The organism is Thalassovita autumnalis (assembly GCF_001458255.1).
Classification (GTDB): domain Bacteria; phylum Pseudomonadota; class Alphaproteobacteria; order Rhodobacterales; family Rhodobacteraceae; genus Thalassobius; species Thalassobius autumnalis.
In genome coordinates this window covers 225,628-244,376 of record NZ_CYSB01000040.1, presented here as the reverse complement: position 1 = coordinate 244,376, position 18,749 = coordinate 225,628, and the positions used below count along the sequence as shown (strand labels likewise).

22 protein-coding genes and 1 tRNA gene are annotated in these 18,749 nt (G+C 60.0%); 9 read left to right on the top strand and 14 right to left on the bottom strand.

What is annotated here, in order from left to right; genetic code table 11:
• Nucleotides 1-84 precede the first annotated feature (84 nt).
• Nucleotides 85-609 carry a hypothetical protein gene (locus TL5118_RS17900; RefSeq protein ID WP_058244214.1) on the top strand — a complete coding sequence of 175 codons (525 nt, stop codon included), beginning with the start codon at nt 85-87 and terminating at the stop codon, nt 607-609.
• A 4-nt stretch (nt 610-613) separates the two neighbouring features.
• Here the strand turns inward: TL5118_RS17900 and TL5118_RS17895 are convergent, their stop codons facing one another.
• The gene (locus TL5118_RS17895) at nt 614-1,180 is read right to left on the bottom strand and encodes a Crp/Fnr family transcriptional regulator (RefSeq protein ID WP_058244213.1); all 567 of its coding nucleotides are present in this window, start codon (nt 1,178-1,180) and stop codon (nt 614-616) included.
• 103 nt (nt 1,181-1,283) lie between these two features.
• On the opposite strand from TL5118_RS17895, the gene TL5118_RS17890 reads away from it, so the two are divergent.
• Nucleotides 1,284-1,841, top strand: coding sequence for a hypothetical protein (locus tag TL5118_RS17890; protein WP_058244212.1), 558 nt, complete (start codon nt 1,284-1,286; stop codon nt 1,839-1,841).
• A gap of 57 nt (nt 1,842-1,898) precedes the next feature.
• Here TL5118_RS17890 and TL5118_RS21435 read toward each other — a convergent pair.
• Nucleotides 1,899-1,982 (bottom strand) — tRNA-Tyr (locus tag TL5118_RS21435).
• Between the two features lie 134 nt (nt 1,983-2,116).
• Here TL5118_RS21435 and rlmB point away from each other — a divergent pair.
• The 3 genes from rlmB (at nt 2,117) to TL5118_RS17875 (ending at nt 3,959) form a co-directional block, all read left to right on the top strand.
• On the top strand, nt 2,117-2,893 hold the full coding sequence (rlmB, locus tag TL5118_RS17885) for a 23S rRNA (guanosine(2251)-2'-O)-methyltransferase RlmB (RefSeq protein WP_058244211.1): 777 nt from the start codon (nt 2,117-2,119) through the stop codon (nt 2,891-2,893).
• Between the two features lie 174 nt (nt 2,894-3,067).
• Nucleotides 3,068-3,271 (top strand): hypothetical protein, encoded by a 204-nt coding sequence (locus tag TL5118_RS21650; RefSeq protein WP_242601811.1) that lies wholly within the window; start codon nt 3,068-3,070, stop codon nt 3,269-3,271.
• 214 nt (nt 3,272-3,485) lie between these two features.
• Nucleotides 3,486-3,959 carry a CoA-binding protein gene (locus tag TL5118_RS17875; protein ID WP_058244209.1) on the top strand — a complete coding sequence of 158 codons (474 nt, stop codon included), beginning with the start codon at nt 3,486-3,488 and terminating at the stop codon, nt 3,957-3,959.
• Nucleotides 3,960-3,964: 5 nt separating this feature from the next.
• On the opposite strand, the gene TL5118_RS17870 is transcribed toward TL5118_RS17875, so the two are convergent.
• The 4 genes from TL5118_RS17870 to hisA form a co-directional block, all read right to left on the bottom strand.
• Entirely contained in the window at nt 3,965-4,279 is a 315-nt protein-coding gene (locus TL5118_RS17870; RefSeq protein WP_179945295.1) for a phosphoribosyl-ATP diphosphatase, read from the bottom strand.
• The gene (hisF, locus tag TL5118_RS17865; protein ID WP_058244207.1) at nt 4,276-5,073 is read right to left on the bottom strand and encodes an imidazole glycerol phosphate synthase subunit HisF; all 798 of its coding nucleotides are present in this window, start codon (nt 5,071-5,073) and stop codon (nt 4,276-4,278) included. The genes TL5118_RS17870 and hisF overlap by 4 nt, the downstream gene beginning before the upstream one ends.
• 106 nt (nt 5,074-5,179) lie before the next feature.
• Nucleotides 5,180-5,665: a DUF2867 domain-containing protein gene (locus TL5118_RS17860; RefSeq protein WP_058244206.1), complete on the bottom strand. Its 486-nt coding sequence runs from the start codon at nt 5,663-5,665 to the stop codon at nt 5,180-5,182.
• A 196-nt stretch (nt 5,666-5,861) separates the two neighbouring features.
• Nucleotides 5,862-6,584: a 1-(5-phosphoribosyl)-5-[(5-phosphoribosylamino)methylideneamino]imidazole-4-carboxamide isomerase gene (gene hisA, locus TL5118_RS17855; RefSeq protein ID WP_058244205.1), complete on the bottom strand. Its 723-nt coding sequence runs from the start codon at nt 6,582-6,584 to the stop codon at nt 5,862-5,864.
• 145 nt (nt 6,585-6,729) lie between these two features.
• Here hisA and TL5118_RS17850 point away from each other — a divergent pair, with 145 nt between their 5' ends.
• Together TL5118_RS17850 and TL5118_RS17845 are read left to right on the top strand one after the other, a co-directional pair.
• Nucleotides 6,730-7,113: a DUF2147 domain-containing protein gene (locus TL5118_RS17850; RefSeq protein WP_058244204.1), complete on the top strand. Its 384-nt coding sequence runs from the start codon at nt 6,730-6,732 to the stop codon at nt 7,111-7,113.
• A 75-nt stretch (nt 7,114-7,188) separates the two neighbouring features.
• A complete protein-coding gene (locus TL5118_RS17845) occupies nt 7,189-7,572 on the top strand; it encodes a DUF2147 domain-containing protein (protein WP_058244203.1) in 384 nt (127 codons plus the stop codon).
• 3 nt (nt 7,573-7,575) lie between these two features.
• Here TL5118_RS17845 and TL5118_RS17840 read toward each other — a convergent pair whose 3' ends face one another.
• Nucleotides 7,576-7,959, bottom strand: coding sequence for a hypothetical protein (locus TL5118_RS17840; protein ID WP_058244202.1), 384 nt, complete (start codon nt 7,957-7,959; stop codon nt 7,576-7,578).
• Between the two features lie 65 nt (nt 7,960-8,024).
• Here TL5118_RS17840 and TL5118_RS17835 point away from each other — a divergent pair, with 65 nt between their 5' ends.
• Nucleotides 8,025-8,555: a TetR/AcrR family transcriptional regulator gene (locus tag TL5118_RS17835; RefSeq protein WP_082626333.1), complete on the top strand. Its 531-nt coding sequence runs from the start codon at nt 8,025-8,027 to the stop codon at nt 8,553-8,555.
• Between the two features lie 29 nt (nt 8,556-8,584).
• Here TL5118_RS17835 and hisH read toward each other — a convergent pair whose 3' ends face one another.
• A complete protein-coding gene (gene hisH, locus TL5118_RS17830; protein ID WP_058244200.1) occupies nt 8,585-9,223 on the bottom strand; it encodes an imidazole glycerol phosphate synthase subunit HisH in 639 nt (212 codons plus the stop codon).
• A 54-nt stretch (nt 9,224-9,277) separates the two neighbouring features.
• Nucleotides 9,278-9,919 carry a TetR/AcrR family transcriptional regulator gene (locus TL5118_RS17825; protein WP_058244199.1) on the bottom strand — a complete coding sequence of 214 codons (642 nt, stop codon included), beginning with the start codon at nt 9,917-9,919 and terminating at the stop codon, nt 9,278-9,280.
• A gap of 84 nt (nt 9,920-10,003) precedes the next feature.
• Here TL5118_RS17825 and TL5118_RS17820 point away from each other — a divergent pair, with 84 nt between their 5' ends.
• Nucleotides 10,004-10,642, top strand: a complete 639-nt coding sequence (locus TL5118_RS17820; RefSeq protein ID WP_082626332.1) for a DUF2306 domain-containing protein — start codon at nt 10,004-10,006, stop codon at nt 10,640-10,642.
• 74 nt (nt 10,643-10,716) lie between these two features.
• Here TL5118_RS17820 and hisB read toward each other — a convergent pair whose 3' ends face one another.
• The 5 genes from hisB to TL5118_RS17795 all read right to left on the bottom strand — a co-directional run bounded on the left by hisB (nt 10,717) and on the right by TL5118_RS17795 (nt 18,481).
• Nucleotides 10,717-11,304: an imidazoleglycerol-phosphate dehydratase HisB gene (hisB, locus tag TL5118_RS17815; protein ID WP_058244198.1), complete on the bottom strand. Its 588-nt coding sequence runs from the start codon at nt 11,302-11,304 to the stop codon at nt 10,717-10,719.
• Nucleotides 11,305-11,441: 137 nt separating this feature from the next.
• On the bottom strand, nt 11,442-14,129 hold the full coding sequence (locus TL5118_RS17810; RefSeq protein WP_058244197.1) for an ATP-binding protein: 2,688 nt from the start codon (nt 14,127-14,129) through the stop codon (nt 11,442-11,444).
• A 260-nt stretch (nt 14,130-14,389) separates the two neighbouring features.
• Nucleotides 14,390-16,651 (bottom strand): PAS-domain containing protein, encoded by a 2,262-nt coding sequence (locus tag TL5118_RS17805; RefSeq protein WP_058244196.1) that lies wholly within the window; start codon nt 16,649-16,651, stop codon nt 14,390-14,392.
• The gene (locus tag TL5118_RS17800; protein WP_058244195.1) at nt 16,648-17,844 is read right to left on the bottom strand and encodes an FIST N-terminal domain-containing protein; all 1,197 of its coding nucleotides are present in this window, start codon (nt 17,842-17,844) and stop codon (nt 16,648-16,650) included. Before TL5118_RS17800 ends, TL5118_RS17805 begins: the two co-directional genes overlap by 4 nt.
• A gap of 40 nt (nt 17,845-17,884) precedes the next feature.
• The gene (locus tag TL5118_RS17795) at nt 17,885-18,481 is read right to left on the bottom strand and encodes a LuxR C-terminal-related transcriptional regulator (RefSeq protein WP_082626344.1); all 597 of its coding nucleotides are present in this window, start codon (nt 18,479-18,481) and stop codon (nt 17,885-17,887) included.
• Nucleotides 18,482-18,749: the final 268 nt, after the last annotated feature.

Genomic DNA, 18,749 nt, shown 5'->3' with positions numbered 1-18,749 from the left:
CCCGACCTCATTTTTCGGTCACTATAGGGGCACGAACGCCTATGGGACAGTGTTCAAACAGATATTTTGACGTAGGAGGGTATTATGCTGGATGTGTTACTGATGATCGTGGCCATGGCTGTTGGCGGCGGTGAGGGCAATCAGGGGGCTGAAATGGCCAACGATACGGCCGCGCCCGCCACGCCCGCACCTGTAGAGACGGCGGAGCCTGCTGCCGCAGCACCTGTTGTGGCAGAGGCCGAACCTCAGGTCGCCACGGGTAAATTCACCACCGCGACGGAGGTGAAGCCGATCCTGACGATGACCAAGGGCAATTGGGTGGCCGTGCGTGAATATGATGGTCACGATTTGGTCTACTTCACCCATCTGATGAGCTGGCGCTGCGGGCTGAGCGCAATGCGCTATTCGCTAAACGATGGGCCTTTGCAGGTCTATGATCTGCCCCCCTGTGATGAGGCCTCGGCCACGCCAAACGCGATCCCCAGTGACTGGTTGCCGATCTCAGGTCTGCCGCCGCAGTCGGTGGAGAAAGTCTATGTTGAGATTTTCTATGATGACCTGAGCACAGATAGCGCCAGTTTTGATCGCGCAGGGGTGGAGATCCAGTAGCGTCTTATTCTGCCGCTTTGCGTAACCGGCTGAGGGTGACAGGTGTCATGCCCAGATAGCTGGCGATGAAGGTGTGCGGAAACAGCGCTTCGTGATTGGGGTGAACCTTGCGGAACCAGGCCAGACGCTCGGATGCGGGCAGGGCGGCCAGCGCCCATTCGCGTTGGGCGCGTCGGGTGATCTCGGCGCGCATAATGCCGTTGGCCCAGTTGCGCACATCCACGTCGCGCAGCATTTCCGCCTCCAGATCTGAGGCAGCAATAGTTGCGACTGTGCTGTCTTTGAGCGTGCGAATCTCAGTCAGGGACCTGCCGTCCTGACTGCGTGCGATATGTGGCGGTAGGACGGTGGGGCCTTGATGCAGCCCGGTGCAGACCTCGCGCCCGTCAGCATCGCAGATCAGGCTGACCATCGCACCTGTGAGCAGCAAGATCTCCCGCTGTTCCGGTGCTCCTTGCTGGCAGATGACGCTGCCTTTAGCGGCAACCTCCTGCCCAAACAATGCTGCCAGCCGCTGGGCCGTGTCCGCGGGCAGTCCCGCCGACTGCAAGAGATCAAGAAGTGCATGCATCAGAGTTGTCCAAAATGGGTCCGGTCTTATCCGATGATAATGCGCCCCGGAGGGTGAGGCGGCTAGATCGGGACCATCAGAAACGAAATTTGGAAGTGAAACGATGACCAAAAGGAAACAGACAAGCGGGCGGCAGGTGTTGGCCGTTCTGGCGCTGGCACTACCGATCTATCTGATGATGGTGCTGGGACCACTGGCCTGGATTGCGGACATTGCCGGCCAGCCGGCATTTGATCTGCGCCCGATGGGGTATTCAGCGGCGGAGGCCGAAGCCCTTCTGAACGCGCTGGGCGAAAAAGGGCGTGCGCTCTATCTCTGGCGGCAGATTCCGTTGGATCTGATCTACCCCGCGCTGATGGCTGCGGTTTTCTGGACGCTCTGCCGGTGGCTCGAATCGAAATCGCAGGATTCGGCAGTCTTTCCAGTCGCCGCGCTACGATTCGCACGCTGGCTCGGCCTTGTCGCAGCGGCGGCAGACTATAGCGAAAACCTGAGCGTCATCCTGATGCTGAGTGCGGCGCTGCCGCTGCCCGTGATCGTGCCCATTGCAAGCGCTGCAACCATCGCAAAATCGGTGCTGACCACCGGTGTCATCGCGTTGATTATCGCGGCATCTGTCGCGATCTGGCGTCAGCTTAGGCGATTGTCTGTCGTGGAATAAATACAATAAAACAACGCCTTGCGCTGCGTTCCTACCATCATTCTTTAAGAGAGAAGATGGTGGGCGACCTTGGAATCGAACCAAGCGTGCGTCTCCGCGAGGGAGTTACAGTCCCCTGCCACACCTTGCGGCCTGTCGCCCACTACCGAGCGGCGCTGCCGTTCGGTGAGGCGGTGTTTACGGTGCCGCGAAGGGGGCGTCAACCAGAAAATATCTTGCAGCTGACACTTCTCCAGCGCATTAAGCGCGGCAACCCGGATGGAAAGGTTTTCGGCATGAAAAAGCCAAAGTGGGTGGTCGCCAAAGAACAGACCAAAAAGGCAGCCGCGGCTGAAACAGTCTGGCTGTTTGGCCTACATGCGGTGCGTGATGCGCTGGAAAACCCGAACCGTCAGAAGCTGCGGCTGATCGTGACCAAAAATGCCAGCGACAAACTGGCCGAGGCGATTGCCACCTCGGGAATCACCCCTGAACTGGTGGATCCGCGCAAATTCAACGCGCCGCTAGATCCGCAATCAGTGCACCAGGGCGCAGCACTTGAGGTGAAGCCGCTGGATTGGGGCAAACTTGATCACGTCTGTGCGGGTGAGCCGGGGCTGGTGCCGCGGGTTGTCATGCTGGATCGGGTCACGGATCCGCATAACGTCGGGGCGATTCTGCGCTCGGCCGAGGTTTTTGGCGCCTGTGCAGTGGTTGGCACCCGCCACCATTCCGCCCCTGAAACCGGCGCCTTGGCCAAAACCGCCAGCGGCGCCCTGGAGCGTCAGCCCTACCTGCGTATTCGCAATCTGGCCGATGGCATGGAAGAGCTGCGCAACATGGGCTACCTGATTCTGGGCCTCGACGGTGAAGCAGATGAAACCATCGACGCCGCTGTGGAAGGCCACCGTGACCAGCCCATTGCCTTGGTGATGGGGGCCGAAGGGCCGGGGCTGCGTCAGAAGACCAAAGAGACCTGCGATAAACTGGTGAAAATCGATTTCGCCCGCGGCTTTGGCTCACTCAACGTCTCAAACGCGGCGGCTGTCGCGCTTTATGCCGCGAAACCGTAAGGTTTCACCGCGCCGGACCTTGTGTTTACGGGCAGAGCACATAACTCTGCCCGCATGGGTCATTCACGAAAAATCGCCACCTGCTGTTACTGTGGTCGCCGCTCCGAACTGGTACTCTCAGGCCGTGTGCAGCATGAGTTAAGCTGCGGCTCCTGCGGGGCGCCTTTGCACAATATGAAACGGGTGCCATCGCAGCCTGTTCCGCCCGAGGTCAGCGGTGTGCAACCGCGTGAAAAGACTTACTACCGCGACCCTTACCCGCAGGCCCGGCCAGAAAGCTATAAGCCGCATAAAACCCGCAAACAGAAGCGCAGAAAACCTTGGGGGCGTAAACTGTTTGAGGAAATCGTCGACGCGGTTGAGGACATCTTTGATTGATCGCAATACGCGGCGGTACGGGGCAGGCACCCGGCGCAGATCACAAATCCTTGAGCAGATATTTGAAATCGCAGGCCGGCCCCCTATCTCAATCTATGAGAGACGCGTGACTGGAACCTCCGCGTCTCAATTCACTGTCCCTCGTTCCGTACTGGCGCCCAGGTCCCCCCTTGGGCGCCTTTTCTTTGCCCACGTCACCAGCTAGGCATAGGACATGAGTGAAAGTTATAGCGATGATGAGCTGAAGCGGATCCTGCAACGCACCAAACGGGTGGCGGTTGTGGGGGTCTCCATGAACCCGGTGCGGCCCAGTTACTATGTGGCGCGCTATCTGGGTCTGAAGGGCTACACCGTGCTGCCGGTCAATCCGGTCCATGCGGGCAAACGCCTGTTTGGCCAGACCGTGGTGGCGGCGCTGACTGACATTGAGGGCGGAGTGGATATGGTGGACATTTTCCGCCGCTCAGAACATGTGCCTGCGATAGTGGATGAGGCGTTGGAGGCCTTCCCAAATCTGCAGACCATCTGGATGCAGATCGGCGTGGAACATGCTGAAGCCGCTGCGAAAGCCCGCGCGCGCGGGGTGGATGTGGTGATGAACCGCTGCCCGAAGATCGAGTATCAACGCCTGTTTGGGGAATTGCGCATGGGCGGCTTTGCCACCGGCGTCATCTCCTCAAAACTTTGACCGGATTATTTGCTGCGCGATGCCTTTTCGGCAATGCCAGACTGGCTCTGACGGCGGGCCAGTTCGGCCATTACGTCACCCAGCGCTACGCCGCGCGATTGCAGCATGACAAGCAGGTGAAACAGCACATCCGCAGCCTCGGACGTGAGGGCCGCCTTGTCATCTTTCACCGCTTCGATGATGGCCTCAATCGCTTCCTCGCCAAATTTCTCGGCGCATTTCTCTGGGCCTTTGGCCAGCAGTTTGGCGGTCCAGCTGCTTTCTGGATCCGCTTCGGCACGGGCGGCGATGATGGTGGCAAGATCGTCGAGGGTCATCATTCAATCCTCATCGCAATTCCGGCGGCGGCCATGTGCTCTTTGGCTTCGCGCACGGTGTAGTCCCCGAAGTGGAAGATCGAGGCGGCCAGAACCGCGCTGGCGCCGCCTTTGGTGACGCCTTCGACCAGGTGGTCCAGGTTGCCAACACCGCCCGAGGCAATCACCGGAATGTCCACCGCATCGGAAATCGCTTTGGTCAAAGGCAGGTTGAACCCCGCCTTGGTGCCATCGCGGTCCATGGAGGTCAGCAGGATCTCTCCGGCGCCTTTGGCTTCGACCAGTTTGGCAAATTCGACCGCGTCGATCGGGTTGCCCTCGGCATCCAGTGCCGCCTTACGGCCGCCGTGGGTGAAGATGCCCCATTTGTTGGGGGTGCCATCCGCGTCATGGCCGATGGTTTTGGCGTCAATCGCCACCACGATGCATTGGCTGCCGAACTGATCGGCGGCTTCGGCCACCACATCGGGGTTGGCCACGGCGGCGGAGTTGAAGCTGACCTTATCCGCACCGGCCAGAAGCAGGTTGCGCACGTCCTGCACTGTGCGCACGCCACCACCCACGGTCAGCGGGACGTAGCACTGCTCAGCAGTGCGCTGGACCATGTCATACATGGTGCCACGGTTTTCATGGGTGGCATGGATGTCGAGGAAACAGATCTCATCCGCGCCGGCGGCGTCATAGGCCTTGGCGGATTCGACAGGGTCGCCTGCATCGCGCAGACCAACGAAGTTCACGCCCTTCACCACACGGCCATCGGCCACGTCCAGGCAGGGGATGATGCGGGTTTTCAGCATGTTGGCGTCCTCTATTGCGCTCCTTGGCGCGTCAGCCCAATCCTTAAGGGGCAGGGGCCAAGGATGCAATCGGGGATGCTGCCGGGAATGCGGGTGCGGCGTTGGCTCAGGCCGTTGCCAGCCCCTCAGCGGCGACCCGTTTGATTGAGCTTCGGCAGATCAACACATGGAACGGCATCACCACCTGCAGATAGGCGCGGCCCAGCAGGTTGTGCGGATGCACCCAGGTTGACATGTAAACACGTCCCTCATGCTGCATCATCGCAATGCGGAAATCGAGGTGGCGATCGTTGGTGCCCATCAGCAACTCACTGTCGCTCTCATAGGTGATCGGGAAAATCGCATCACCAGCGTCGCGATCATCGACCTCGGTTTTCAGGCCCAGCGGTTTCACCAGAACATTGCGTAGCTTCAGAAGCGCCTCGGCCCAGCCGGGCATGGTCAACGCCAGTTGCACAGCCTCCTGTGGGGGGAGGTTGGAGGTACAGCTGTAGCAATCGAGAAAATCACCGTCGCTGTGATGGGTCCACAGATGTGAGTGCGGGGGGAGCTTGTCGGATGTGATGTCCGATCTGATACGTGAGGCAGGCATGGCGACGCCTCCTTTGATCCTCTGTTGCGCTGAGGTGAGGGGATCATATCGCGGAGGCACAGACCACGCGGCCTGCTGTCGCGCTGCGTCAATCTGCGCAGGCCTGTTGTGGTTGAGTAGGACAGGTATGGGGGCGGGGGCGTTGCCCCCGGCGCTATGCGCCTCCCCCAGAGTATTTGTGGACCGTTGAAAGCGATCAGGCTTTCAGGACCGAGAGTGCTTCGGCCAGATCGATGGCGCCATCGTAGAGCGCCCGGCCAGAGATCGCACCGTTCAGCGGTGCGCCGCAGGATTTGAGGTTGCGCAGATCATCCAGCGAGCTGACACCGCCCGAGGCAATCACCGGGATTGAGACCGCGTTGGCCAGATCTGCGGTGGCTTCGACATTGGGGCCTTGCATGGCGCCATCGCGGTTGATGTCAGTGTAGATGATCGCGGCAACGCCGGCGTCTTCAAAGGATTTTGCCAGATCGGTGACCATCACGTCGGTTTCCTCGGCCCAGCCTTTCGTGGCCACGCGACCGTTGCGGGCATCGATGCCGACGGCGACGTGACCGGGGAAGGCCTTGGCCGCTTCGCGCACCAGATCGGGGTTTTCCACGGCGACGGTCCCCAGGATCACCCGCTGCAGGCCTTTGTCGAGCCAGCGTTCGATGGTGGCCATATCGCGGATGCCGCCACCCAGCTGTGCGGGCACTTTGCACTGTTTCAGGATTTCCTCAACCGGCGCGGCGTTGACAGGTTCACCTGCAAATGCGCCGTTCAGATCCACCAGATGCAGCCATTCGCAGCCCGCCTCAACAAACTCCAGCGCCTGGGCGGCGGGGTTGTCGTTGAAGACAGTGGCCTGATCCATTTCGCCCTTATAGAGGCGTACGGCGTTGCCGTCTTTCAGGTCAATGGCGGGGTAGAGGATCATCTGGCGGTCCTTTCCAAAAAACGTCCTATAGGTCTTGTCTGGCCTTGTGCACGCAAGGGCCGCGAAATGCAACTTGCCCCGATGTCATGCTTGATCGAATGCGGGCGAACAGGTCAGGATCGGGGCAGATATGGGAGGACTAGAGATGAAGAAGCTGATTTTGGCAGCCGCACTAACCGTTGCAGGCGCTGCGGGCGCAATGGCGGATCCGGTGCTGGGGGTTTGGAAAACCCAGGTTGATGATGGCAACTATGCGCATGTGACCTTCTCCACCTGTGGGGCGGCGCTCTGCGGGGTGATCAGCCGAACCTTTAATTCGGACGGCGAATGGCAGTCGGACAACATCGGAAAACAGCTGGTCTGGGATATGGAATCCCGCGGTGGCGGATCCTACAAGGGCGGCAAAATCTGGCAGCCCTCGACCGGCAAGATCTACAAATCGAAAATGTCCCTGTCTGGTGACACGCTGAAGGTGTCAGGCTGTGTTGGGCCGATTTGTAAAAAACAGACCTGGAGCCGGGTGAAGTAAGCGGGATTTCCCCGCGTTTACCAATTTTTCACCGATCTATGCTACACTGCGCAGCATCTGGGCGAGGAGGCCGGGATGCTGCGTTTTTTTTTGATCGTTTTCTTGATGATGTGGCCGCAACTGGTGGCGGCGGATCCATTGATGGGGCTTTGGCTGACGCCGGCGGATGGCAAAGGCCAGGTGGCGCATGTGAAGGTGCGCGCCTGTGGTCAGGGTTACTGCGGCAAAATCGTTGAGGTGCGCGCCAAGGCTGGCAATGCCATTGACCATAAAAACCTGGGCAAAGATCTGTTCTGGGATATGCGCCCGCAGGGCGACGGGGCCTATGCGGGCGTTGGTTGGGTACCGCTTCTGAACCTGAAAATCCGGGGGGAGGCGCAGGTCAGTGGCGATCGTTTGACCTTTTCCGGCTGCAGCAAGGTGATGTGCCGAAAACAGGTCTGGAAACGGCTGCGCTGACGCTTAGCTGACCCGCGCCCGCAGATAAAGCACCCGCGCCTGCATCGCCAGCAAGCCAATTGCCCCCGAGACACAGAGCAGCAGCGCCCAGCGAAACGGTGCCATGCCCTGACGCCGCGCCTCGGGCAGCATGGCGGTGAAGGCGACGGCAAAGCCCAGCATCAAATCCACCCAGATTTGTACCGCCCAAAGCGAGGCATCCATATCCTTGACAAAGCCGATCGGGCCTTCGACCCAGACCGCAACAAGCGATCCAGCCAGGAACACGGCGGAGGTTGCGGCAGGCAGCAGCCAGCTGCGCAGCCCGGTTGGCCGGTCAACGAGGGCGGTGAAAAGCGCGGTTGCGATGACAATGGCGGAGGCAAAGCTTGAGATAAAAAGCAGCATGTAAAGTCTCATTTGTGATTCTGTAGCGCTTGCTACGCTAAGCAAACTGTAGCAGATGCTACAAGATGAAAGAGCAAATGACCTTTGATCCCAAACGCCGCGCTTGGTTGCAGGCAATGGCCGAACATGTCCTGCGCGAGGGGCTGCGCGATGCCAGCCTGCGGCCCCTAGCCCGGGCAGCGGGCACCAGTGATCGCATGTTGATTTACCATTTCGGCAGCAAAGATGGGGTGATCTCAGCCCTGTTGCTGCATTTGGCGCAGGCGCTCACCAGCCATCTGGATGAGGCCCTGCCCTCAGGCCGGGCGGAGACTGCGGTGGCGGTTGTCGAGGAGGTGCGCGCCCTGATGCAAAGCGATCTGGGGCAGGGATATATGCGGCTGTGGTTTGATATCCTCTCGGTCGCTGCGCAGGCCGATGGGCCGCACCGACAGGCCGGGCATGTGTTGTCAGATCTGTTTGAAGGCTGGCTGCAAAAACGCCTGCCGGATCCGTCGCAAGCCAGCGCGATCCTGACCCTTTATGAAGGGGTGCTGGTTATGGACGCGCTGGACCTCAGCGCCCGCGCAGACGCGGCGCTGGATCTTTTGGACTGAGGGGCTTGGACTGAGGGGGCTGAGCCCGCTTACGGTTTCCAGGTCAGGAAGTTTGCAATCAGGCGCAGACCGGTTTTCTGGCTTTTTTCTGGGTGGAACTGCATGCCCAACAGATTGTCGCGGCCGACAATGGCGGTGATCGGGCCGGCATAATCCACATGTGCCAGCAGGGTGGCGGGGTCTGAGACCTTCATGTGGTAGCTGTGCACGAAATAGGCGTGATCGCCGGTTTTGATCCCCTCAAACACCGGATGCGGCGTGTCGATCACCAAATCGTTCCAGCCCATGTGCGGCACCTTCAGCGACGGATCCGCTGGGGTGATTTTATCCACCTCACCGCCGATCCAATCAAACCCTGCGGTTTCGTGATATTCCAGCCCGCGGGTGGCCAGCATCTGCATGCCGATACAAATGCCAAGAAACGGTTTTCCGCCTTTGATCACCACCTCTTCCATGGCTTCAAAGACGCCGCGGTGGTCAAACAGGGCTTTGCGGCAAGCGGGAAAGGCGCCATCGCCGGGCAGCAGGATGCGATCAGCGGTGCGGATCACCTCAGGGTCCGACGTGACCATGACCTCACCCGCGCCGGTTTCATGCGCCATACGCTGAAAGGCCTTTTCGGCCGAGTGCAGGTTGCCACTTTCGTAATCCACAATCACTGTCAGCATCGCTGGGCCTTTCGTATCGCTTCGCTGATCAAGTGACGGGAAAATGCGCTGTGGTCAAGGGGATGCAGGGCTGACGGTGGGACCAACGTGGTTCAACAGCGCCATGACTTGGTCAAACAACGCGTCCGTGTGATCTACGCCTCCTTCGATGAAACGACCGGGTAGCGCCAGCAAGGTGAAGCCATGCGCCAGCGACCAGACCTGAATTTCCACAATCCGTGGATCCGTGCCGGCGGGTACAAAAGGGGCGCAGGCCTCAGACAGGATCTGATAGGCGTTGGTGCCCTTTTCATGGTCACCGGGGGTGTCGGTATCTGCGGCTTCCATCTCTTCTGGGGTGACGCCGAAAATCATCTGCAGCAGGGCAGGGTGGGTTTGACCAAAATGCAGATAGCCACGGCAGATCGATTTCAATCGCCCCCGCGGCGAGGGATCTCCGACCTCAGCCGCGGTCAGCATTGAGGCCGAGAAACGTCGAAAGGCCTCTTGCGCGATGGCGGCCTTTAGCCCGTCTAACCCGTTGAAATGATGGGCTGGTGCAGCATGGGATACACCTGCCTTTGCGGCGCATTTGCGTAAGGTGAGCGCAGGCAATCCACCTTCTTCCAGCAGATCAATTCCGGCCTGCACCAAAGCCCTGCGCAGATCGCCGTGGTGGTGGGGTTTCTTGCTGTGAGCGGTGGATTGCGTGTTCATATCGCCAATTTACAGGACGACTTGACAGCGTCAAGTTGGTGTTATCTTTACAGTGTCAAGTTTGCCCTGATAGGAGATTCTCTGATGACCCCAAGTTCCTTTGATCCGATTTCCAAACCCAATTTGTTCCTGTCCCAATGGCCCCGGATTGCCTTGGTCTGGGTGTTTACGCCGCTGATTGCACTGGCGTCCTGGCGGTTTCTGATCGGGGGGGTGGAGATGACGATGCCGCATATGATGCACCATGTTCCGGCACGGGAACTGGCGTTCTATCTGCATATTCTGCTGGCGCCTGTGGCGTTGATCCTTGTGCCCTTCCAATTCTGGACCCGGCTGCGCACCCGTCGGCCTGCATTGCATCGTTGGCTGGGGCGGCTTTATGCGGTGGCGATCCTGATTTCAGGGATCGCAGGCCTACAGATTGCGATCGGGACCAACGCCGGGCCGGTGGCGGCCTGGGGATTCGGCCTATTGGCGGTGCTTTGGATGGCGGTCACGGGCTATGCGGTCTGGTTGGCGGTGCTGCGCCGGATTGCCGATCACCGCCGTTGGATGATCCGCTCGGCAGCGTTGACGCTGGCGGGGACGACACTGCGGTTGGAGCTGCCGCTGCTGGCGATGGGGTTCGGGTTTGAGACCGGCTATGTGATCGTCGCCTGGGCCTGCTGGGTGCCCAATGCGCTGCTGGCGGAATGGTTGCTGCGACGTCAGCGGCAGACCTAAGCCAGTCGAGCCAACCAGAAATGAAAAAGCGCCCTCAGTGGGGCGCTTTCGTAATTCTTACACCGCTAAAACGCTTACAGCGCGCCTTTGGTTGAAGGGATCGCATCCGCCTTGCGCGGGTCGGTTTCCACAGCGGTGCGCAGGGCGCGGGCCACTGATTTAAACGCGGCTTCGGCCACGTGGTGGGCGTTGAAGCCGTGGATCTGATCGACATGCAGGGTGATGCCGCCGTGGGTGCTGAAGCCTTGGAAGAACTCGCGCACCAACTCGGTGTCGAAGGTGCCGATCTTTTGCGCTTCAAAGGTGACATTCCAGATCAGATAGGGACGCGCCGACAGGTCCAGCGCACAGCGCACCTGGGCATCATCCATCGCCAGATGGCATTCGCCGTAGCGGTTGATACCTTTCTTGTCACCCAGAGCGGCAGTCAGCGCCTGACCCAGCGCGATGCCGGTGTCCTCCACCGTGTGGTGATCATCGATGTGATAATCGCCTTTGGCACGGATGGTCATGTCAATCAGCGAGTGACGCGACAGCTGGTCCAGCATGTGATCGAAGAAGCCGACGCCGGTCTGGTTGTCGTAACGACCGGTTCCGTCAAGATTGATCTCGACCGAGATTTCGGTTTCGGCGGTCTGGCGGGTGATGGTTGCGGTCCGCATGTGGGCCTCCTCAAGCTGTCGCGCCGCTTATAGGGTTGAGGGGCGGCCAATCCAAGCCCGCAATCTGTTGGTTGTGTGATGAAAAGCAGAACGTTGCGCCACTGCCGCGCAGGGGTGCTGTCGCGTCAGATTGTGGATCAGACGCGCAGTTCGGTCGGTCGCAAGCCCTGCAATTGGCCGAGGCTGTCGTGCATCATCTCAGGCAGCCCTTCGAGGCGCCGGGCCACTTCGACCTCATCGCCACCTTTGGCGGCATGTTCCAGATCAATCAGCAGCTTTTGCAAAGGCAGGGCGCCAAAGACCGCGGCGCTGGAGGCGTATTTATGGCAGCGTTCCCCAACCTCATCGAGGGCTTGTGGGCCGGACTGCAACCATGTCAGCAGCTCCTGCAACTCAGTGCTCATCTGCGCCAGCAGCATGTCATAGGCTTCGCCGACGCTTTCGCGGAGGGCCTTGTTGACGCCCATGTCCACAAATTGGCGCATCTGGTTGACGCGGATGGAGGTTGGGCAGGAATCGCGATTGGCGGCTTGCGCATGATCGCGAATGATGCGTTGCAGATCCGGTCGCAGCAGCGGCTTTGGCAGCACATCCTGCATACCGAGGCCGAGGAATTCGCTGACGTTTTCCGGCAGCACATGAGCGGTCAGTGCCACGATCGGGCTTTTGGCAGAGGCCCCTTTGCCCGCGCGGATTTTACGCGTGGCTTCGCGCCCGTCCAGCACCGGCATTGAGATGTCCATGAGGATCAGGTCAAACTCTTTTTCGCTGGCCTTTTCGACGCCGGATTGGCCGTCGTGCGCTTCCTCCACGATGTGACCTTCACGGGTCAGCATGGCGCGCACGACATCACGGTTGATCTGATTGTCTTCAACAACCAGCACCTTCAGCATGTCGGTGGTGTTCTGTTCTACAGCGTCTGCCATCTTGGCGGCAGGCGGTTCTGCGTCTTCGGGCGGCTCGGAGGCCGGGATCGGCAGCCGCAGGGAGAAGGTTGCCCCTTCGCCCAATGTGCTGGTCACGCTGATATCGCCGCCCATGGCATCGGCAATCCGGCGCACAATGCCAAGGCCCAGACCGGTGCCTTCGGTCTTGCGGGCAAAACTGTCATCCTGGGTGAAGAAATCCTCAAACACGCGATCCAGATCTGGTTCAGCAATGCCGATGCCGTCGTCTTTGACGTGGATCTCCACCTGGTCTGAACCGGTCTTGCAGCGCGCATCGACGATGATGGAGCCATTGTCGGTGAACTTGATCGCATTGGACAAGAGGTTCAGCAGGATCTGTTGAATGCGGCCGGGATCGCTGTGGACCCAGCCCCGTTTGGGACCGGAATAGATCAGCGTCAGCGAATTGCCCCGTTCCTCGGCTGAGGCGCGCATGCTGTCGACGGCACTGTCGATCACTTCACGCAGGCGCGTGGGGCGATAGCGCACAACAGGTTTGCCATCCTCATAGCGGGCAATGTCCAGCACGTCGTTGACGTGGCTGAGCAGCAGTTCGCCCGAGGTTTCCATCTTGCCCAGATACCCCTCCTGTTCGGAGGTCAGGGCAGTTTCGCGAAGCAAGGACATATTGCCCAGCATGCCGTTCATAGGGGTGCGAATTTCATGGCTCATGACGGCCAAGAACCGGGATTTGGCCTTTTCCCCTGCGCGGGCCTGATCGCGGGCTTCGATCAGCTCACGTTCAGCGCGGACGCGGTAAGAGATATCGCGGGCAAAGGCGATGTAGAGCCGCTGGCCCTGACTTTCGCTTTTCTGCAGCGCCATTTCTATCGGGAACAGGCTGCCATCGGCGCGTTTGGCTTCCATACGCACACGGCCTTTGCCGACCATGTGGAAACCGCCACCGTGTTTGACGCGGTTCATGCCGCGATTGTGTGCGTCCAGCTGTTCTGCCGGCACCAACAGCGCCCCGACGGTTTGGCCCAATGCCTCTTCACGGGAATAGCCGAAGGTTTCTACGGCTGCTTTGTTAAACTCCTGGATGACACCGGTGGCGTCGCAGACGATCACCGCATCAAGTGAACTGGACAGCACCGCACGGGTCCGTTTGCCCGCGGCGATCAGCGATCGGCGCCGGGCCTCGGACTGACGGCGCAGGCGGTTGAAGTAAAAGGCCAGCAGCCCAAGTGAAGACATCAACAGGAAGCCGAAGCCGCCCATCACCTTCAACGTGGTCGAAAGCGCCAGCTGATGACGGTCCAGCAACACATCCAAATTGGCCTGACCCGCTGCAGCCATCGCCCGCATATGGGGGGCCATGGAAATGGCGTGTTCTTCCATCCGAACGAGGGAGGCGGCCAGAATCTGGTCCGGGCTGCGAAGCGCGGGCAGCGAAAACTCCAGATGGCGGGCGACTTCATTGATCGCGTCTTCGAATCCGGTCACCGCACGCAGCGGTTCATAAAGCGCGCCGAGGCGCAGATCATCGATGCGGTTTTGCAGGATATCGAATTCGCGCCGCAGCGTGACAAAGGATTTAGACGATCCGTGCAACGCCTGCCGCAGCGCATATTGGTAAGAGACAAACTCAACCTCAGCCTCGTTCAGCGACCATTCGATGTCTTCGATGGTGGATTCGCGCAGCTGACGGACGTCTTTCACCACCTGTGAGGTAAGGAAGGTCATCAAAACGAAGCTGATCACTGCCAGGACGGCAAGCAACAGTGGGTTGCCGATCAATCGGATCACGCCGCTGCTGCGGGTCGCGTAAAGCTCGGCTTCGGTGAAATGTGGTTCCGAGGCGGGCGTGCGGCCGAGCAGACGCGACAGCAGAGTCTGCTGTTTTTCACTTCTGTTTGTATTCGGCTCGATCGACACGGGGCGGCGACTTTCGCTTCGGGCTCAAAAAAGACACTTGGTTACCTGATGCCCAAACCGCAAGAACTGTGCCATGTGGCGATTTGGACACCTATACCATTGAACCGAGGCTGGGCTTGGCGCGGTTGAGCAGATGCGCGCAGGCCGTTTGGCCGGGTTCGCGCATCTTATACCTTAGTACAGGGTGAATTTCTCTAGATCAAAAGGTGGGGTTTTGCGCCATTTCGGCTGGTTGTGTACCTCTGCTACCTCCAAAAGCATCAGCGCCTTTGGACTTGCTGATAGGTTTGCAGCAAAAAGTGGTGGAGCGCCGTGATCGACAGCGGTTTGTGCAAAACTGTGATCGGTAGAGCTGTTTCTGTCGGCAGTTGAGGTTGATCCGGGCCACCTGCATCCGTGCCGCGACCTGACAGCAGGCAGGCGGGCAGGGCGCCATGTGCTTGGCGGATGTGCTGGATCAGCTCCGCGCCATTTTGGCCGTCCCGCAGGGTTTGACCGGCGATCACAGCATCCGGTGCAATGCCAAATTCGGCTTGTTGCTGCTGGGCGCTGGCCAGATCCGTTGCGGGCCAGACAATGACACCCCATTGCTCCATCGTGGTCGACAGCGCATCGCGCAGGGCCTGATCCTTTTCGACCAGCAGGACAACCATATCCTCCAACTGTGTGTCAGCTGAGGCTGGTTGTTCGATACTCTTGGTTTGCGCGGGCAGGTCGGGCAGGCGACGGGCTGACACCGGCACCTCAACCGCGAAGCAGGTGCCACGCCCCGGCTCGGAGTGCAGGGTTAACGGGTGGTTCAACACCGCACAGGCCCGATCCACGATGGCCAGGCCTAGCCCCAACCCCTCGGCGGCGGAGGATGTGCCACTGCCGCGGTGGAACTCTTTGAAGATCAGCTCTTGTTGATCCGCTGGAATGCCGGGGCCGGTGTCATGCACTTCAACACGCAGGTTGGCCCCTTGACGCCGCACCCCAACCAGCACCTTGCCCCGTTGGGTGTAACGCACGGCGTTGCCAATAAGATTTTGCAGGATGCGCCGCAGATAGGTGGCATCGCTTTGCACGACTACATCGCAGCCGACCAGCCGCAGTTGCAGGCCCTTCGCCTCGGCCTGTGGGGCCAGTTCATCACAGAGCTGCGCCAACATACGCCTCAGGTGAACTTGACCCAGATGAACACCGGCCTGCCCGGAATCCAGTTTTGAGATGTCCAGCAGCGCCCCAAGGATATGTTCCACGGCATTCAGCGCATTGCCCGCACGGCTCAGCACCGATTGGGTTTTGGCATCCCCAGCCTCTGCCAGCGCCGAGCCGACATAGAGTTTTGCGGCCGAAAGGGGCTGCAGCAGATCATGACTGGCGGCGGCAACAAACCGGGATTTGGAGGCATTGGCGCGCTCGGCCTCGCTCAGCGCATCCTCCAGCTCCAGTGTGCGTTCGATCACCCGCTGTTCCAGCCGTTCGTTGGCCTCATAAACCGCCTGTACCGCGGCACGCTCCGCGCTGACATCGCTGAACGACATCACAAAACCGCGGTCCGGCATCTCTTGTGCCGAGGCGGTCAGCAGCCGGCCATTGTGGTGCTGCATTTCAAAACTGAGGGCGGGGCGCGATGCGGCCATACGTACCCAATCGGCAATGGTTTCCGCCGTCGTGTCACCGGCAAACCGAACCTCATCGCGGAACCGTTCAAACAGCGCGGCAAAAGACGCCCCCATGCGCAATTTGCCCACCGGCAGCGACAGCAGCTCACCTGCGCGCTGGTTCCATCCGACCAGCCGGGCCTGGTCGTCAAAGATGCAGACACCTTGATCCAGATGGTCCAACGTGGCGCGGATCAGCTTGGCCTGGGTGTCCAGCATCCGATCACGCTCACGCCGTTCCAGCCGCATGATGTCTGTAACATCGGTCTGCAGGATCACAGTGCCGCCATCTGGCGTGCGGTGTTCACTGACCTGCACCCAGCGGTTCCAGACCATTCGGGCATTAAAGATGACATGGCGGTCCTGATGCCGTTCCATCCTTCGGGCGGCCCATTTTTCAGGGGTTTCGCCTTCGCTCAGCGCCAGAAACTGTGACCGGCTCACCAGTTCCACATAGTCCGAAAACCGCAGGCCGGGCTGCATTTTGTCCCGGATATCAGGCATGTGAAGGCCGAAGCGGCTGTTGGACAGGACCAGCTCCTCCTCGGCGCTGAAGAGGGCAAAGCCTTCCTGCACGGTCTCAATCGCGTTGGTCAGATTGCGGCGCGCGGCTTCGGTTTCGCGGTTGGCTTCGGCCAGGCGTGCGTTTGAGGCGTTCAGCAAATCAAGCGCACGGCCCAATTCGCGGGTGCGGGCGGTGACCTCCTCTTCCAGCAGGGCGGCGCGTTGAAACTGCGCAAAGGCCGCGCCCAACCCGTCAGATCCCTGTTCGACCCGCCGCATCAGCGCGTCGGTGATCTTGCGCAGCTTTTCGTTCTGCCGTTCCAGCGGATCGCGCGGATCAATCAACCCATCTGAGGGGGCGCTGCCGCTCATGCCAGATCCTCCTCCGCCGCATCATTCAGCGGGTCGGGCGGGTAGAAGGCCACACCGGTCAGGGTCTGATTGACATGCATGGAATTCAGCTGCTCGCCATAGGTAGAGAAGCCCACTACCCGGTTTTGCACCATCACCTCTGACAGCTGCCCGATCATCTGCTTTTGCTCAGCTTCCAGTTTCCGCAAAAGGCAATCGCAGGCCAATATCGCTTCGGGGGCGCCATCGCGGGACAGATCGGCAAACTGCGCTTTGAGGTGCTCCACCATGTGCAGTGAATCTGCAAGCGTCAGCACCACGCCTTCGTCAATTGCGGAAAAGAACACCAGATCGCCGTTCTCAGCCACCCGTTGAATAGATCGGACATGGTGTTGATCCCCGATCTGCACCACCACGGGATGGGCGGCGAAGGTGAAGGTGTCGAGCTGTTCCGGGTCCTTGCCCAGCAGGCGGGCATATTCGCGCGCGGCGGGCTCGGCATTGATTTCTTGAACCAACCGTTCCTGTGGCCGGGCGCTGGTCACCACCATTTTGCGGCCACTGGGCACCAGATGATCGCTTTTGAACACCCGCACGGGGCAGCGGCTGCGGATCTGGGTCAGCACCGCAGCATTGCGGTAGAGCTGCCCCTGCCACAGCACAAAGGCCGCCCCAAAGTCAGCGCCATCCCCCGCCGACCCGCCAAACAGTGGCACTGGCCCAAGCCCCAGCGACAGGGCTGCGGTCAGCGCGTCCTCACGTTGCGACAGCCCATCGACGATCAGGAAGTTGAACTCATGCCGAAACGCCTCAGCCTCACGGCGCAGGGCATCGCGGTTGCGCAGCATCCGCCGCACCAGCGCGTCAGTGTCCACATTGCTGAGGTTTTCGATCAGCTGCGTACGAGTGCAAAACAGGGACTTTGGCAGGCCAATCGCCACGATCTGACCCTCGGCGTAGCCCGCATCGGTCAGTTCGCCCGCTGTGGTACAGCCGATCACGGGTGTCTGGCCAAAAGCAAGGGGCACATCACGGGCCAATGCCTGCACATCTGCGTCGGGTGAGATGAACAGCAACATCAGCTCCATCGGCTCAGCACCCAGTTGGGTGGCAAGCTGCTGCAATGGGGCAGAGGTGTCACAGGGGACAGACGCAACGCGCAGGGGCGTTTGGCCCCAATCTGTGATCCCAGATGTTGGTTGCTGATCCTTCACCGCATGCCTCCCCGCACCGCGCTGATGTTACACTGCGCGCTTAAGCCTCGTCTTGCAAGATATTGGCAAAGCTTGTTTCCTTGGCGATCAGCACCGCCTGCGTGCGGCTTTGAACCCCCAGTTTCCGCATGATGGCGGTCACATGGGCTTTGACCGTGGTTTCCGCGATGGACAGATCAAAGGCGATTTGTTTGTTCAGCTTGCCTTCGCAGATCAACTGCAGAATCCGCGCCTGCTGGTTGGTCAATGTTGCCAGCCGCGCGGCGGCGTCATCGGGGGAGTGCAGATCTTCGTCAATCAGATCGCAGCCCTCTGGCACAAACCTCTCACCTCGTTTGATGGCGTCAAAGGCCAGCGCGAACACCTCGCGCGGGCTGTGTTTGGGCACAAACCCGGCGGCCCCTGCCTGCAAGGCTGAGGTGATCACCCGCGCGTCACTCATGGAAGACACCACAATCACCGGTACAGGGGCCGCAGTTTTCAGGCGGATCAGCCCGTCAAAGCCATCCACATCCGGCAGGTTCAGGTCCAAAACGATGATATCCGGGGTGCCCTGTGCCTCAATATCGGCCAATGCAGCTGTCAGACTGTCGGTGGCCCGGATCGTGGTGGCGCTGGTCACGGCCTGCAGCGTCATGGCCAGGGCGTCACAAAACAGCGGATGATCGTCCACAACAAGGGCTGAGGTGATGGTCTGCGCCTCTAAAACATCTGCTGCTGGCAAGGTTCCTCTCCCTCACTTGCTGAATGATCTGCGCCTACCGTCCCGGGTGAGCGCATTTTGCCAGACTACCCATATTGGGCATTGACCGTATAGTGGGCCTTAGTCGTAACCTGAGGGGGGGAGCATGCCGCAGTGGCATCTACACCCTTGGTCGCATATCCGATCTGACCCGTTTGCGCTT